General features: G+C 56.1%; 14 protein-coding genes. 6 read left to right on the forward strand and 8 right to left on the reverse strand.

Annotated elements, in window-relative coordinates; translation table 11 throughout:
- Positions 1 to 53 precede the first annotated feature (53 nt).
- Both G5137_RS06970 and rmf read left to right on the forward strand, forming a co-directional pair.
- Positions 54 to 1,967, forward strand: a complete 1,914-nt coding sequence (locus G5137_RS06970) for an ABC transporter ATP-binding protein (RefSeq protein ID WP_421255130.1) — start codon at positions 54 to 56, stop codon at positions 1,965 to 1,967.
- Between the two features lie 158 nt (positions 1,968 to 2,125).
- Complete coding sequence (gene rmf, locus G5137_RS06975) at positions 2,126 to 2,305, forward strand: ribosome modulation factor (protein ID WP_005315693.1); 180 nt, start codon at positions 2,126 to 2,128, stop codon at positions 2,303 to 2,305.
- Positions 2,306 to 2,389: 84 nt separating this feature from the next.
- On the opposite strand, the gene fabA is transcribed toward rmf, so the two are convergent.
- The 7 genes from fabA to G5137_RS07010 form a co-directional block, all read right to left on the reverse strand.
- Positions 2,390 to 2,929 (reverse strand): 3-hydroxyacyl-[acyl-carrier-protein] dehydratase FabA, encoded by a 540-nt coding sequence (gene fabA, locus G5137_RS06980; protein WP_196783564.1) that lies wholly within the window; start codon positions 2,927 to 2,929, stop codon positions 2,390 to 2,392.
- Between the two features lie 98 nt (positions 2,930 to 3,027).
- The gene (locus tag G5137_RS06985; RefSeq protein ID WP_421255131.1) at positions 3,028 to 5,004 is read right to left on the reverse strand and encodes a Lon protease family protein; all 1,977 of its coding nucleotides are present in this window, start codon (positions 5,002 to 5,004) and stop codon (positions 3,028 to 3,030) included.
- 127 nt (positions 5,005 to 5,131) lie between these two features.
- The gene (locus G5137_RS06990; protein WP_421255132.1) at positions 5,132 to 5,572 is read right to left on the reverse strand and encodes a hypothetical protein; all 441 of its coding nucleotides are present in this window, start codon (positions 5,570 to 5,572) and stop codon (positions 5,132 to 5,134) included.
- The gene (locus G5137_RS06995) at positions 5,493 to 5,774 is read right to left on the reverse strand and encodes a hypothetical protein (RefSeq protein WP_421255133.1); all 282 of its coding nucleotides are present in this window, start codon (positions 5,772 to 5,774) and stop codon (positions 5,493 to 5,495) included. The genes G5137_RS06990 and G5137_RS06995 overlap by 80 nt, the downstream gene beginning before the upstream one ends.
- Before the next feature lie 70 nt (positions 5,775 to 5,844).
- Positions 5,845 to 6,222 (reverse strand): hypothetical protein, encoded by a 378-nt coding sequence (locus G5137_RS07000; RefSeq protein WP_421255134.1) that lies wholly within the window; start codon positions 6,220 to 6,222, stop codon positions 5,845 to 5,847.
- A 435-nt stretch (positions 6,223 to 6,657) separates the two neighbouring features.
- Positions 6,658 to 7,941 carry a tyrosine-type recombinase/integrase gene (locus G5137_RS07005; RefSeq protein ID WP_421255178.1) on the reverse strand — a complete coding sequence of 428 codons (1,284 nt, stop codon included), beginning with the start codon at positions 7,939 to 7,941 and terminating at the stop codon, positions 6,658 to 6,660.
- Positions 7,942 to 8,319: 378 nt separating this feature from the next.
- Positions 8,320 to 8,622, reverse strand: a complete 303-nt coding sequence (locus tag G5137_RS07010) for a YebG family protein (protein WP_005333111.1) — start codon at positions 8,620 to 8,622, stop codon at positions 8,320 to 8,322.
- A gap of 170 nt (positions 8,623 to 8,792) precedes the next feature.
- Here G5137_RS07010 and G5137_RS07015 point away from each other — a divergent pair, with 170 nt between their 5' ends.
- Positions 8,793 to 9,668 (forward strand): esterase/lipase family protein, encoded by an 876-nt coding sequence (locus G5137_RS07015; protein ID WP_335844080.1) that lies wholly within the window; start codon positions 8,793 to 8,795, stop codon positions 9,666 to 9,668.
- A 90-nt stretch (positions 9,669 to 9,758) separates the two neighbouring features.
- Here G5137_RS07015 and G5137_RS07020 read toward each other — a convergent pair whose 3' ends face one another.
- On the reverse strand, positions 9,759 to 11,732 hold the full coding sequence (locus G5137_RS07020) for an SDR family oxidoreductase (RefSeq protein WP_266134647.1): 1,974 nt from the start codon (positions 11,730 to 11,732) through the stop codon (positions 9,759 to 9,761).
- A gap of 248 nt (positions 11,733 to 11,980) precedes the next feature.
- Here G5137_RS07020 and G5137_RS07025 point away from each other — a divergent pair, with 248 nt between their 5' ends.
- The 3 genes from G5137_RS07025 (at position 11,981) to G5137_RS07035 (ending at position 14,478) form a co-directional block, all read left to right on the forward strand.
- A complete protein-coding gene (locus G5137_RS07025; protein ID WP_005333118.1) occupies positions 11,981 to 12,553 on the forward strand; it encodes a phasin family protein in 573 nt (190 codons plus the stop codon).
- A 94-nt stretch (positions 12,554 to 12,647) separates the two neighbouring features.
- Positions 12,648 to 13,835, forward strand: a complete 1,188-nt coding sequence (locus G5137_RS07030; RefSeq protein ID WP_042055038.1) for a patatin-like phospholipase family protein — start codon at positions 12,648 to 12,650, stop codon at positions 13,833 to 13,835.
- A gap of 1 nt (position 13,836) precedes the next feature.
- Positions 13,837 to 14,478 carry a TetR/AcrR family transcriptional regulator gene (locus G5137_RS07035; protein ID WP_227342928.1) on the forward strand — a complete coding sequence of 214 codons (642 nt, stop codon included), beginning with the start codon at positions 13,837 to 13,839 and terminating at the stop codon, positions 14,476 to 14,478.
- Positions 14,479 to 14,487: the final 9 nt, after the last annotated feature.

The raw sequence follows: 14,487 nt of genomic DNA on the forward strand, positions 1-14,487 counted from the left end.
GGGGGCAGACCCAGTCTGCTGCCCGTTTTTTTCATATGAAATAAGGAACACACATGGCTCTTTTAACATTGCACGGCGCGTGTCTGTCGTTCAGTGATTTTCCGTTGCTCGACAAGGCCGAGCTGACCATAGAGCGAGGCGAGCGCCTCTGTCTGGTGGGCCGCAACGGGGCGGGCAAGTCCACCCTGATGAAGGTAATTGCCGGTGAATTGCCCCTCGATGATGGCCGTCTGGTGTTGCAGCAGGACTTGAAAGTGACTCGTCTTGAGCAGGATCCGCCCACCTCGAGCGAGCTCACCGTGTTTGATTACGCCGCCGAAGGGCTGGCCGGAGTCGGTGAGCTGCTCAAGCAGTACCACCACATCTCCATGGAGCTGGCGAGCGATCCGTCAGATGCCAACATTCGCAAGATGAGCGAGTTGCAAGAGCAGCTCGATTATCAGAACGGCTGGCAATTCGAGACCCGTATCAGTCAGGTGTTGACCCTGCTGGGGCTGGATCCTGACGTGACCCTCGACAGCCTCTCCGGCGGCTGGCTGCGCAAAGTGGCGCTGGCCCGTGCGCTGGCTTGCGATCCCGACTTGTTGCTGCTCGATGAGCCGACCAACCACCTGGATATCGAAGCCATCAACTGGCTGGAAGATTTCCTCAAGGATTTTCGCGGCGCCATCGTCTTTATCTCTCACGATCGGGAGTTCATCCACAAGCTGGCGACCCGGATCATCGATCTCGATCGCGGCGCCATCACCTCCTGGCCGGGCAACTACGACGAGTACCTGCAGGGGAAAGAGGAGTGGCTGAGGGTCGAAGAACTAAAAAATGCCGAGTTCGACCGCAAACTGGCCCAGGAAGAGGTGTGGGTGCGTCAGGGTATCAAGGCTCGCCGTACCCGTAACGAAGGTCGGGTGCGCGCCCTTGAGGCGATGCGGATGGAGCGTTCCCAGCGTCGCGAGTTGCAGGGCAAGGCCAAGCTGCAACTGGACGAGGTCAATCGCTCCGGCAAGCTGGTGTTCGAGACCGAAGGGCTGGGGCTGGATTTTGGCGATCGCACCCTGTTCAAGGGGCTCGATCTGCAAGTGCTGCGCGGTGACAAGATTGCGCTGGTCGGTCCTAATGGCTGCGGCAAATCGACCCTGATCAAGCTGTTGCTGGGTCAGCTTGAGCCAACCCGTGGCACCGTCAAGGGGGGCACCAATCTGGAGGTGGCCTACTTCGATCAGTACCGCGAGCAGCTCGATCCCGAGCAGACCGTGGTGGACAACGTGGGTGAGGGCAAGCAGGAGGTGATGGTGCGCGGCCGCTCCCGTCACATTCTTGGTTACCTGCAGGACTTCCTGTTCGAGCCCAAGCGGGCCCGTACGCCGGTCAAGGCGCTCTCCGGTGGCGAGAAGAACCGGCTGCTGCTGGCCAAGCTGTTCCTCAAGCCGAGCAACCTGCTGATCCTCGATGAACCGACCAACGATCTGGATGTGGAAACCCTGGAGCTGCTGGAAGAGCTGCTTTCCGACTACCCCGGCACCCTGCTGCTGGTCAGTCACGATCGTCGCTTCATCGACAACACAGTGACCGGCTGCTGGCTGTTTGAAGGGGATGGCCGCATCAGCGATTACGTGGGCGGCTATGCCGACATGATGGCGACCCGTGAGCAGCAGCGTGCTCAACAACAGGCCAAGAGCACACTGGTGAAGGCGCCCGAGCCGGTCGTTGCCGCCGCGCCAGAAGCGCCAAAGAAGAGCAAGAAGCTCTCCTACAAGCTGCAGCTTGAACTGGAAGGGTTGCCTGCTCGTCTTGAGCAGCTGGAAGCCGAGCTGGATGCGCTGCAAAGCGAGATCAACCAGCCTGGGTTCTTCTCGCTGCCGGCAGATAAAACCCAGCCGAAGCTTGATGCGCTCAATGCCGCTGAAGCCGCGCTGGAGCAGGCATTTGCTCGCTGGGAAGAGCTGGAAGGACTCAAAAATCAGGAGTAAGTTCCCTGTAATTAAAACTTAATCCAGTTCAGTGCCTTGTGTCACATAGCCCGGTTAGGGTGGAAGTTTTTGTTTGACCCGGTGCGCTCGCAGGAGTAAAGATGAAAGCGACCGATGCAGAATTGGTCGCTTTTTTTGTTCCACGAAGAGGGTCGTAGATGATGAAGAGACAGAAGCGGGACCGTCTGGAAAGAGCTCGTGCTCGTGGTTATCAGGCTGGCGTGGTCGGCAAACAGAAAGAAGCGTGTCCGTATCAATGCCTGGATGCCCGAGGGCATTGGCTTGGTGGTTGGCGTGACGCCATGGAAGGGCGGGGCTCAGGCCTCTTCATGAAGTAAGTTACTTCATTACACTCATTACAAAAGGAAAGGGGCCGTTGTGGCCCCTTTGCGTTAATGCTGTTTTACCACCAATCAGAGAGATCAGAATGCGGTGGTATCTTTGAACAGGCCCACTTTCAGGTCGGTGGCGCTGTAGATCGGACGGCCGTCAACTTCGACCACTCCATCAGCAATCCCCATCACCAGCTTGCGGTTGATGACGCGCTTGAAGGTGATCTTGTAGGTCACTTTCTTGGCAGTCGGCAGGATCTGACCGGTGAATTTCACTTCACCTACGCCCAGAGCACGACCCTTGCCGGGGCCACCTTTCCAGCCAAGGAAGAAGCCAACCAGCTGCCACATGGCGTCCAGACCGAGACAGCCAGGCATTACAGGATCACCCGGGAAGTGGCAATCGAAGAACCAGAGATCCGGAGTAATGTCGAGCTCAGCGAGGATCTCGCCCTTGCCGTGCTCGCCGCCGTTGTCATTGATCTTGACGATGCGGTCCATCATCAACATGTTGGGGGCAGGTAGCTGACTGTTACCCTCACCAAACAGTTCGCCACGGCTGCAAGCCAGCAGCTCTTCACGGGTAAAAGAGTTCTTGCCCTGTTCGCACAGGGAAAGGCGGGCTTCCATGGTGGTATTGTCTACGGTCACGCGGTATTTCCTTCAAATGGGTCAAAGCCGGGCCAATTTAGCTTACAGTTGTTCGCTAAACAACTCCGATCACTTCATCAGCGGCCAAACAGGCGCCCCAGCAGGGATTGCAGCAGTCCGACTTTGGCAGTGGAGCCGTTCAACTCGTCCAACCGCTCCTGAATACGGCCAAACAGGGTATCGGGCATATCAGGCTCACCGGCGACACAGCCAGTCAGCAACTCGATGGCCTCTTCCACATGATCCACCGGGTGGATGTGGAACTGGCCCGCTTCAACCGCTGCAATCACCTCGTCAGAGAGGTTCAATTGCTGAATGTTGGTGCCCGGTAAAATGATCCCTTGCTTGCCGGTGATGCCGTGGATTTTGCACACCCGGAAGAAGCCTTCAATCTTCTCGTTCACGCCACCAACGGCCTGCACATTGCCAAACTGATCGACCGCACCGGTCACGGCGAAGTGCTGATAGATAGGCTGGCGGGCGAGGGCAGAGAGCAGGGCACACAGGCCGGTCAGGGAGGCACTGTCACCATCGATTTCGTGGTAAGACTGCTCGAATACCAGATTGGCCGACAGAGGGGAGGGGTTCTCGGCACCGAACTTGTTGGAGAGGTAGCCGTGAATGATCATCATCGCCTTGGCATGAATATGGCCAGCCAGTTCAGCCTTGCGCTCGATATCCGCCACGTCGCCATCACCCAAGTGAACAGTGGCGGTCAGGCGTACCGGTTCGCCAAAGTCATATGGGTGACCGGAGACCTGAATGACGGAGAGACCATTAATTTGGCCAATCTCTTCACCATCAGTCTGCAGCAGGATCTGGCCGTCGATAACCCCCTGATCGGACTGCTCAACCAGATAGTTGAGGCGATAATCCTGCTCCTCCAGCGCACCACGAATGTGCTCGTCGGTGACCTCTTCCGCTTCCAGCTCCCGTGCCAGACTGTCAGCCATCCTCATGATGGCGGAGAGTTGTACCGCGGAGAGAGAGAGCCACTCCTGGTGATCACAGAGTCTGCTGGCATGGCGACAGAGTGCGACAAGGGCTGCCGGTGTGAAATCCAGCAAGTTCCAGCGTTCACGTAACCAGGCCAGATACTGCAGAAACTCCTGCAGGTCTTCCTCTATGTTTACTTCGGATACTAGGTCGGCGCGCAGGAATATACGCTCTGACATGTCACGATCCAGCATCTGGAACTCAGCCACGTCCAGTCGGTCACCCACCAAGATCAGCTTGAGCTTGATGGGGGTCGCTTCAGGTGCAAAGAAGGGGGTTAGTGTCTTGCCTTCCTGATAGGCGTTCCAGTCCAGCTCGCCTTTTTGCATAGCATTTTTGAGCTTAAACCAAAGATGAGGCTGGTCGAGCAGCTCATCCAGTTGAAGAATAAGGTAGCCACCATTGGCCTGACGTAGCAAACCTGGTTCCAGCAAGTGCTGATTCGCGTAGACAGAACCCTGTTCTGTCTGATAGTTGATGGAACCAAACAGGGTATCCCAGTTGAGATCACGACCGTAAATTACCGGTGCTTCCTGCTCTTGGTGATGAATAAGCAGGTTGATCAGCACCGGATGCTGAAACTCCAGTCCCAATGCCACATGGGCCGCCAGATCCGAGAGAAAGTCATCGATCTTTGGATCGTTGTTTTGCTTGCGCATGATGCGGGTTACGATTCGCTCGGCATCGAGATGGTGGCTAAGCAACTTGAGTAGCTCGCCAACCATTTCGCAAAACTCAACGCCAGTACCGGGTTGCAGTCGCAGCCAGATAGGTTTGAACGGGTTGTTGAGATTCTCGGTATAGCAGAGGTCGAACAGATCGCCATCCTTACCATTGGAGTCGGCAATCAGAGTGCGGCACACATCTTCATAATCGGCACCGGGGAAACCGTTGAGCAGCATAACCGGGCAATCACCATCAAAACTGGCCAGACGTTTGATACCGGAGATTGCTCTGGGTTGCAGAGCGGCAAAGGGGATGGGATCAAGCTCACAAAGCCTGGGGAACTGTTCAATCGCAAAAGCGGGTTTTAATTGTTCTGATGTTAATTCAGCCACTTAAGACATCCGGTCGAAGATAGGATCAATTGTTGCCATTATACACAGTTCAATAAGTGGTGACAGGAAACAAGATACCAAATTTAACATAATATACATTATGCGCAGTCAGGCTTAGGGGTATCAGTCAGGCAGGTTGAATCACACATGGGCCGTCAGCCATTGCTATCACCATAGCTACGGTGCCATCACGCTTTGCATCAACGACCCATACTTGCGTTGCGGATGGTTCTTCAATGTGGAGAACTGCTAAGTGCACATCCAGCAACTCGTATACAGCATCGATTGCTGCAGGCAAGTCATTGCACAACTGATGAAGCTGCGGATCCTTGCCCCAAGGGTTTATCGTGTGCAGATATTTACCGAGCCGGGCGTAGAAGTTTTCAAAGCGTTTTCTCGTCATATACCCCGTTGTTTTGCGACCAACATGCAAGCTTCCATCTGGCTGACGAATTGCTGGGACAACTGGTATTGGATAAAAATCAGGGTTAATCGCAGCTAACGAGGTCATGATCTTTTGGGCATGGTAGTGATCGCCAATTTTCTTTATGTCTATGAAGGTCTTCATAACGCTTTTCACTGGGCGCAATTGAAGAAAAAGCAATGGCCTCCATTGCTTTTCGCATCTGCAAAATCGCACTGTCAACCTGAACTCTATCTTGAAAATTATTGCTATTTTTCATTAGCTTATCAGCGGAACCTAGATGATAGAGCGCTTCAGTCATCATCTCACGATAGATAATGTCGGGCTGTCTTTTAGCTTTTGCCATGTCACGTTACCTTGTCGTTTTTACAGATGCCGATAACCGTGTTTATCGGCATCTAATGAGAAAAGCTCCATTACCAACCGGTTACAGTGCTTGGGATCTGTAAAGCAGCACCTTGCTCTTCTCGGACACTTGAATCCTTTGGTAGCTCTACGGCAACAGTGAACTTTACCCTGCTAGTTTGCTGATATACGTCGTTCCCTTGGGTCTTTCCACCAAGGCTCAAAACGTTGATCACTGACTGCCTAGCCCCTGCTTCTGATTGCTGACTCTCAGTTACAACAAGCGCAACATCAAAATCTATATTCGTAAGACGTGGATATCTTGATGATGATGCAATGTGAGCATGAGGGTTCACTCGCCCTCCCAGGCTGGCAACATTATCAGACGCATTGGATACGCCTCTGGCTATTTGTTGAATAGCCGATTGAACAAATTCCTCTAGCTGCATCACGACACCTCGAGTCAGATTCTCTATTGAGCGGCATGCTCCATACGGATATTGGGGCTATTGCTTGCAAACCAAGCCTTTACTGACAAAAAACCTTCTTGTGAGAGATAACACCCCTCCCCTGTGACCAGTGTATTAAGGCAATCACAAGGAGCAAGGGGCTGGAATATTGGTGACAAATCAATGGAATTGAACAAGGCCCCTATCTGGCGATAAAGGCCTTGTGGTACGCGAATCAATTAAATCAGGCGGCCCAACCGGCGCTTTCATTTTGGCATGGGGTGCTGGTCAGGCTCTGGTTCCTGACTACTCCATGGTTCCTTGAACCGATTGCCATCCCGGATCAGTAAAAATAACCGCACCTGCTTGGATGAGACATTAATGACTCAAGGCTTGTTCTAAAGATGAACAGTAAAGTTCAGGGTAATGTCTCACTTATCGTGAATCTTTAGGAATGTCATCTCTCACTTCGTTACTTAATCTGTCCAACGGTTTTTGCTGCGCACTCTCATGTCGTTCACTGTTGCTGGTGTGCAGGTATTTCGAAGTGGTGTCGATGCTGTCATGTCCTGCATCGGCCTGTACGTGGGAGAGCGGCCGCCCGTGCAGATTGATGTCATGGGTGATCCCGGTATGGCGGATCGCATGGGGAGAGAGTTGCCGCATTTCGGCTGCATCCTGGGCAAATCCATCCTGCTCTGCCAATTCTGCGCCTTTACCGATGATCACCATGATCAAATCTCGTAGCTGGCGAATGCCGAGGTTGGCGTTGATCTCCCCCTGCTCGCGGCCGTGGGCTGCCGCTTTATGGCGAACGAACAGTGGCGTCTGTTCATCCGGTGTCGGCAAGGGAGAGAGACCGAGGAAACGGCGGTAGCGTTCGAGTGCCGCCAGCAGCGCTTGGGATACCGCTACGGTACGCCGTTTGCCCCCTTTGCTTTGCGGAATAAAGTAGCCCCAGACGCCGGTTTTGCGATCCCGCCTGAACTGCCCCATCACAGGTGTAAAGCCCGGCCGGGCTGCAACCTCAGAGATCCGCAGATAGCAGGCGTACATCAGAATGGTGAGAAAACGGCTGCGCTCATGCTGCTCCGGATGGTCGTTGGCAAGGGTATCGGCGGCCTGCATCACGTATGACCACTGCAACTCGCTGAAGGCCTGCACCTGATCATCGGCTTCCTGCTGTTGCGGCCGTTTGACCCGCTGCAGTAGCAGAGCGGGATTCCTGTCCATGTACTCCTCCTGGATTAGGAACTGGAAGAAGGCCGACAAGATGGCGAGCTTGGTCTTCATCGCCTGCTCGCTAAGACGATAGGGCAAGGTGCGGCCCAGTTCCCGCTTGCCGAGGAACGGTCGCCATTGCGGATTGGGCAACCGCTCTCCCCACTCCTTGTCGAGGACAAATTGCGCTACGTTGCGATAGGCGATCAACTCGTCAGGGGGGGACTGACAGTAGTCGAGATAGCGGAACATGATGCGGCGAGTGAGATCTTTCGGGCTGATGGCCGCCTCTCGAAAGCACCAGTGCAAAAAAGTGGTCAGTTCGCTGCGATAGGTTTTGTAGTTGTTTTCGCTGTTGCGCTGCTCCAGCAGCCAATCGACCGCCAGTTCGTAAACTAGCCCTGCATCGGGCACATCGTTGAGGCTGAGGTTGGCAAGGTACTGATTGACCTGCGGGTTACCGGCCTCCAGATAGATAAGGCTGTCAAACAGCGGCATGGCTGGCGGCAAGGATAATGGGTGTTGAGTCATGGTGATGCTTGTTGATGCTGAGATGAGTCGATATGAGCCTGTGAGCCGAGTTGATAGAAAAGGACTCGTGATAGATGAATGCGGCTTCTATTGGGATTGGTACTGCCTCTTGTTGCTGATTAAGGTCACCGGGAGCGATCTGGATAACGTTCTCTCCACCGTTTGCTCAATTATTTCCTCATAGACTTGGCTGATGTCGCTCAGTGGTGCACGCTATTCAGTTATGCATTCGATATGCACCGTTGTTAAAAAATTCTCGGGGTAAATAGCCGTGAAAATGGTTTTAAATGCAAATAAGGTGAATGTCGCGAGCTGTTTATCCCGAGAAATAGCAGGCTTGGGCAATCAGGCCACCTGCTTGAGTGGCTTCTCCTTGCGCTTGGCTGCTGGGGCCTCTTCCTCTTTCGTACCTGCCTGAACCTTGCCGCCGCGCAGCAGGGTTTGCAGCACATCGCGCTGCTCTGCCAGGTAGAATGCCAGACTCTCTTGCTGCTCTGGCGCCAACTCGATCGGGGCGCCAGCCAACAGGGTCATCAACTCGTCGGCCGTATCCAGCAGCTTGTCATAGGCATCGGCCTCTTTTTTGCTGGCAAAGGTCATTTTTTCCACTCCCCCACGAACAACCACATATTTGATCTCGACAGCCATGATGGCCTCCTCTTGGTGATGATGGATAGAGTATATGTATGGATATACAGTATTGCAAATAACCTCACCGGAAAAGAGTTCGCCGGGGTTTAGCGACAAAAGCCGCGCTGGATCAAGCTGTCTCAAAGTGCCATTTGACTTCCACGCCTGACTGGTCGGATCATGGCCTTATGACGATCGTACGACACCTGTTTATCCTGCTGATGGTAGAGGTGCTGCTCCTCGGGAGTATCGCCCACTTGGTCGTGGGACTCCCCTGGCTGCTGACCCTGCTGTTTGTGGTGTTTGCCCTGCTGGGGTTGCGCTGTCTGGTGGTGCTCGGCAGCTGGCTGTTTACCCGTTTCTACCCCTCCCCGGTTATCGGCCCCTGGCGCAGGGTGAAGATGATGGCGCAGGAGATGCTGGCCTACCTCTACACCTTCACCTTGCTCTTGCCATTCGAGCCTTTGTTGATGGCACCCGATCGGCTGCGGCCATGCCAGCGTCCCGTATTGCTGGTACATGGTTACGGTTGCAGTCGCGGGATCTGGCGCACCCAGCGCGCCCGGCTGGAGGCCGCAGGCCATGTGGTCGCTACCATTACCCTGATGCCACCATTTGGTCATATCGATGAAATGGTGCCGCTGCTGGCCACCCGGATTGACGATGTGCTGGCGCAGACCGGGGCTGACAAGCTGGTGCTGGTCGGTCACAGCATGGGGGGGCTGGTCTGCCGCGACTATCTGGCTATCCATGGTGGTGACAAGGTCGCGCACCTGATCACCCTGGCTACGCCTCATCAGGGGAGTCAGCTTGCCGCCCTTGGGCTTGGGGCCAATGCCCGCGAGATGGAGCCCGGTTCCGGCTGGTTGCAGCGTTTTGCCTCTGTGCCGCTTTGCGTGCCCGGCATCTCGGTGCGCACCAGTCACGACAATGTGGTGATGCCGCAGGAGCGACAACGATTGGCGGGAATGGAAGATATCGAGTTGCCTGCCATTGGCCATCTCTCTCTGCTCTACTCCCGCCGCACGACTGATCTGCTGATTGAGTTGTTGTCCCGAGTCTGACCCTCCTTATTCGTCCTTCAACTGTTGTTCCAAATAAAACAGGGGCCTGATTGCTCAAGCCCCTGTTGATCTCTTTATCCCATCACCCGGTTAGAAGTGGATACCCTTGATCAGGGTCGAGACGGCAACCTGATCTGCGGTGGCTTTGGATTTGTCGCCATCCTTGGGATCGGCAAAGGTGCGGAAGCTGGTGTTCATGATCACCTGCGCAACACGAGGTGCCAGGGCATGCACCACCTGACCAAACACCCCGAGGCGTGTGGCCAGTCGCACATGCTTGTTGATGATGGTATCGCACACCAGATCGGCCGCCTCTTCCGGCGTCATCATCGGCACCTGCTCATAGACCTTGGTCGGCGCGACCATCGGCGTTTTCACCAGCGGCATATTGATGATGGAGAAGCTCACCCCTTTATCGGCAAACTCGGAGGCGGCGGTACGCACCCAGGCATCGAGGGCAGACTTGGAGGCAACATAGGCGGAGAAGCGCGGCGCATTGGTCAACACCCCGATGGAGGAGATGTTGATGATGTGCCCTTTTTTCTTCTCGATCATGGTGGGCAGTACCCCCATGATCACCTTGAGCGCACCGAAGTAGTTGAGCTGCATGGTGCGCTCCAGATCGTGGAAGCGATCGAAGGAGTCCTCGATGGAGCGGCGGATGGAGCGGCCGGCATTGTTGACCAGAATATCGACGCCGCCGTGATCGGCCACGATGCGAGCGGTGATCTCCTCGGCTTGCGCCAGATTGGCGAGATCCCCCTGATAGATCTCGATGGTCAGCCCCAGCTCGGCAAACTCAGCTTTAGTCTCGGCAATCTTCTGCTCGTCGCGCGCGATGGTAACGACGTTGGCCCCTGCCCCCGCCAGCTTGCGTGCGGTTGCTCGGCCAATGCCGGAGGTGGCCCCGGTCACCAGCACCACCTTGCCCTCTACCCGACCACGCAAGGAGCGATCGATGAAGAGCTCCGGGTCGAGGTGACGCTCCCAGTAATCCCACAGCCGCCAGGCGTAGCTGTGCAGTGGTGGCACTTCGATACCGGTCCCTTTCAGTACTCGCTGGGTTTCGCGACTGTCGAAACGGGTGGGATAACTGATAAGGCGGAACACATCCTTGGGCAGACCCAGATCGGCGATGGCGGCATCGCGGATGCGGCGCACCGGCGCCATGGTCATCAGCATGGCGGTCAGGTGGCGGGGAATGAAATTAAAGAGAGAGGCGTTGATGCGGATCGCAGGCTCCGGCGCATGGGCGGCGCGGGAGAAGGTGCTCAGCATGTCGCCGACCCGCATCGGGTTGGGGTCGGTCAGGTGGAAGGTCTTGTTCTCCTCGCCCTCTTGATGGGCGATATGCACCATGGCATCGACCACGAAGTTGACCGGCACGATATTGATGCGCCCGCCCTCAACCCCGATGGCTGGCATCCAGGGCGGCAGCAGACGGCGCAGCTTCTGAATGGTCTTGAAGAAGTAGTAAGGGCCGTCGATCTTGTCCATCTCGCCGGTATTGGAGTCACCGACAACGATCCCCGGTCGATAGACTCGCCACGGAACTGTGCACTCGTTTCGCACAATCCCTTCCGCTTCGTGCTTGGTCTGGAAGTAAGGCATGTCGAGGTGTTCGGCTTCATCGAACATGTCCTCGCGAAACAGACCGTCAAACAGGCCCGCTGCAGCGATGGAGCTGCAGTGGTGGAACTGCCCCGCCCCCAGCCGCTCGGCAAGTTGAACAGCCTGACGGGTCCCTTCGGTGTTGACCTGCTGCTGGATCCCCGCCTTGGCGTTGAGATCATAGATGGCAGCCAGATGGAAGAAGTGGTCGATCTTGCCGATCAACTGCTCCTGCATCTCGACCGATACCCCCAGCAGCGGTTGTGTCATGTCGCCAAAAACCGGGACTGCGCGCGATTCATCCACATTCCAGAATGAGAACAGCTCTGGCAATTTCTCCTGATGAGAGGCGCGCATCAGAAAATAGACGGTACAGTCGGGATGCTGTTGGAATAACTTTTTGATCAATCGACGCCCGATAAAACCACTACCGCCAGTAATGAAATAGTTCATAAAGAGAATCCTGCTACTGATTAGGGTGTTACTAGGTTGTTAGATATATCACGATTCATATGGGAATCTGCAATTTGATTGTCGGTTCGTGAGCAAACCCTAATTTCGGTGGTGTGCCTGTTCCGTTATTAGGTAGAACCCTCTATTTTTTGTCCCTAGACTGAAGTCGAAAAATCAGTAATGCCACAACCCGATTGCAGTTTCGTTGTCGCCATTACATTTAACTGTCGTTATTCAAGGAGAAGATCATGGCTAAGAAATTGAAAGCGCTGGCAGGGTCAGTGACCGACAACCAACTCACCTCCACCATCAAGGAGTCCACCCAGCAGATCTGGTTGGCGGGTCTGGGTGCCTATGCCAAGGCGCAGGAAGAGGGTGGCAAGATCTTTGAAGCCCTGGTGCAGGAAGGGGAAGCATTGCAGGCCAAAACCCGTCAGAGCGCAGATGAGAAGATTGCCGCTGTGACCGACAAGACCGCCAATACCTGGGGTCGTCTGGAGCAGGTGTTTGAAGATCGCGTGGCCCGCGCTGTGGCCAGCCTCGGCATTCCGACCCGCAAGGATATCGACAAGCTCTCCAAGCGCATGGCCGAGCTGACCGATGTAGTCCAGCAACTGCTGGATGCGCAGGAAGAGGAAGCCCCTGCCGCTGAAGCCAAACCGGCTGCCGCCAAAAAGCCCGCTGCCCGCAAGCCTCCGGTAAAGAAGGCGCCGGTAGCCAAGGCTAAAGAGGCCGTGGTTGAGCAGGCCGCCGATCTCCTCTCCGCCGCTGAAGATGCGGTGAAAGAGGTGAAAGCCAAAGCAGAGAGCGTCCTGCCCTGATCCCTCGCGGTGACGGAAGGTGATTGATACCGGCCCATGCCCTGCGCTGGGCCGGTCTTGTCATGGTGAATGTCATGGATAGAGAGGCGACGCTATGAGTACCATCGCAATTGCCCTTGCTGGCGGCGGGCCGCTCGGCGGCATCTACGAGATCGGTGCCTGCGCAGCCCTCTCTGACAGCATCAACGGCCTGCGCCTTGACCATGCCGATATCTATGTCGGCGTCAGTTCGGGGGCCGTGGTGGCATCGGCGCTGGCCAACGGCATCTCGCCGGCTAAGCTGGTGCGGATCCTGCTCAGCGATGATTCGGGGGAGATGTTTGACCCGGCCACCTTGCTGCGCCCCGCCTTTCGTGAATATGCCGACCGCCTGACCTCGATCCCGCCACTGGCGTGGCAGAGCCTGACCTACTATCTGGCGGCGCCCTGGAAGCGCAGCCTGTTTGAATCGCTGCAGGGGCTCTCCAAGGCCATTCCGACCGGACTGTTCGACAACCGCGGGGTGGATCGCACCCTGACCCAGTTTTTCTCTCGTCCCGGCCGCAGCAACGATTTCCGCCAGTTGCGCAGTCGACTGTTTGTGGTAGCCACCGAACTCGACACCGGTCATCCGGTCGCCTTCGGCAGCTCGGGGCTCGATGATGTGCCCATCTCGGCGGCGGTACAGGCGTCAGCCGCCCTGCCCGGTCTCTTTCCGCCCTCCTTGATCAACGGTCGTTACTATGTGGACGGGGCGCTGATCAAGACTCTGCACGCTTCGGTAGCGCTGGAAGAGGGGGCGGATCTGGTGTTCTGCATCAATCCGCTGGTGCCCTATGATGCGGACATGGCCGCCGGTGCGCCGACCAATCTGGTGGACAGCGGTCTGCCGGTGGTGCTGGCCCAGACTTTTCGCGCCATCATCCACTCCCGCATGCATGTGGGGATGGATCGCTACAGACACCAATATCCCGACGCCGATGCCCTGCTGTTTGAGCCCTCTTCAGCCGATGGCGAGATGTTCTTCACCAATGTGTTCAGTTATCGGGATCGTCGTCGCCTCTGCGAGCACGCTTACCAGCATACCCGCCGCGATCTCTGGCAGCGCCGTGACGAGCTTGCGCCGGTGCTGGCCAAGCATGGCCTAGAGCTCAATCTGGCCGCGCTGGCCGATGAAGATCGCACCCTGCTGGCCCCCGGCATTGGCTCGGTCGCCGCCCTCGACAAGTCGCTGGAGCAGTTGCAGCACTGGCTTGCCAAACGCTATCGCCACGGCGTGCGCCGTTCATCACCAAAGGAGTAGCATGGATCGCAAACCCAAACGCCGTACCCGGGAGCGGATCCTGACCACTGCCCTCGCCTGCTTCAATCGACAAGGGGAACCCAGCGTCACCACCTCGGCCATTGCGGCCGAGATGGAGATCAGCCAGGGCAATCTCTACTACCACTTCCACAACAAGGAGGAGATCGTCAACGCCCTGTTCTGCGAATTTGAACAGCAGATGGATCGCCTGCTGGAGGCGGTCAGCACCCCGTCCGATGAGCCAGAAGATATCTGGCTCTTTCTCCACCTGATGTTTGAAGCCATCTGGCAGTACCGTTTCCTCTACTACGATATCGCGACCCTGATGAGTGGTTATCATCAGGTAGAGCACCGCTTTTCCGCCCTGCTGCGCCGCAAGGAGCAGACTGCCATCGCCATTTGCAACCATCTGCAAACGGTCGGGCTGATGGAGGGCACGGCGCAACAGATGCGCACGCTGGCGGCCAATGTGGCGCTGGTGGGCACATTCTGGATCTCTTATCAGCGGGCACTGCACCCCAAGGCGGACGCCGATATTGCCCTCGGCGTCTTTCAGGTGATGCAGCTGGTCGCACCCTATTTGCGGGCCGATGCTCGCGCTCATTTGGGCGCCCTCGCCCACCACTACACCGACAAGGTTTGATTCACATGC

Source organism: Aeromonas sp. 600282 (assembly GCF_049175755.1).
Classification (GTDB): Bacteria; Pseudomonadota; Gammaproteobacteria; order Enterobacterales; family Aeromonadaceae; genus Aeromonas; species Aeromonas veronii_A.

Coding starts and splice junctions, on each gene's coding strand:
- G5137_RS07020 (WP_266134647.1), bottom strand. CDS start 11,732: ATGAACTATTTCATTACTGGCGGTAGTGGTTTTATCGGGCGTCGATTG.
- G5137_RS07005 (WP_421255178.1), bottom strand. CDS start 7,941: ATGCCGCTGTTTGACAGCCTTATCTATCTGGAGGCCGGTAACCCGCAG.
- G5137_RS07010 (WP_005333111.1), bottom strand. CDS start 8,622: ATGGCTGTCGAGATCAAATATGTGGTTGTTCGTGGGGGAGTGGAAAAA.
- G5137_RS07030 (WP_042055038.1), top strand. CDS start 12,648: ATGAGTACCATCGCAATTGCCCTTGCTGGCGGCGGGCCGCTCGGCGGC.
- fabA (WP_196783564.1), bottom strand. CDS start 2,929: ATGGAAGCCCGCCTTTCCCTGTGCGAACAGGGCAAGAACTCTTTTACC.
- G5137_RS07035 (WP_227342928.1), top strand. CDS start 13,837: ATGGATCGCAAACCCAAACGCCGTACCCGGGAGCGGATCCTGACCACT.
- G5137_RS07025 (WP_005333118.1), top strand. CDS start 11,981: ATGGCTAAGAAATTGAAAGCGCTGGCAGGGTCAGTGACCGACAACCAA.
- G5137_RS07000 (WP_421255134.1), bottom strand. CDS start 6,222: ATGCAGCTAGAGGAATTTGTTCAATCGGCTATTCAACAAATAGCCAGA.
- G5137_RS06995 (WP_421255133.1), bottom strand. CDS start 5,774: ATGGCAAAAGCTAAAAGACAGCCCGACATTATCTATCGTGAGATGATG.
- G5137_RS06970 (WP_421255130.1), top strand. CDS start 54: ATGGCTCTTTTAACATTGCACGGCGCGTGTCTGTCGTTCAGTGATTTT.
- rmf (WP_005315693.1), top strand. CDS start 2,126: ATGATGAAGAGACAGAAGCGGGACCGTCTGGAAAGAGCTCGTGCTCGT.
- G5137_RS06990 (WP_421255132.1), bottom strand. CDS start 5,572: ATGAAGACCTTCATAGACATAAAGAAAATTGGCGATCACTACCATGCC.
- G5137_RS07015 (WP_335844080.1), top strand. CDS start 8,793: ATGACGATCGTACGACACCTGTTTATCCTGCTGATGGTAGAGGTGCTG.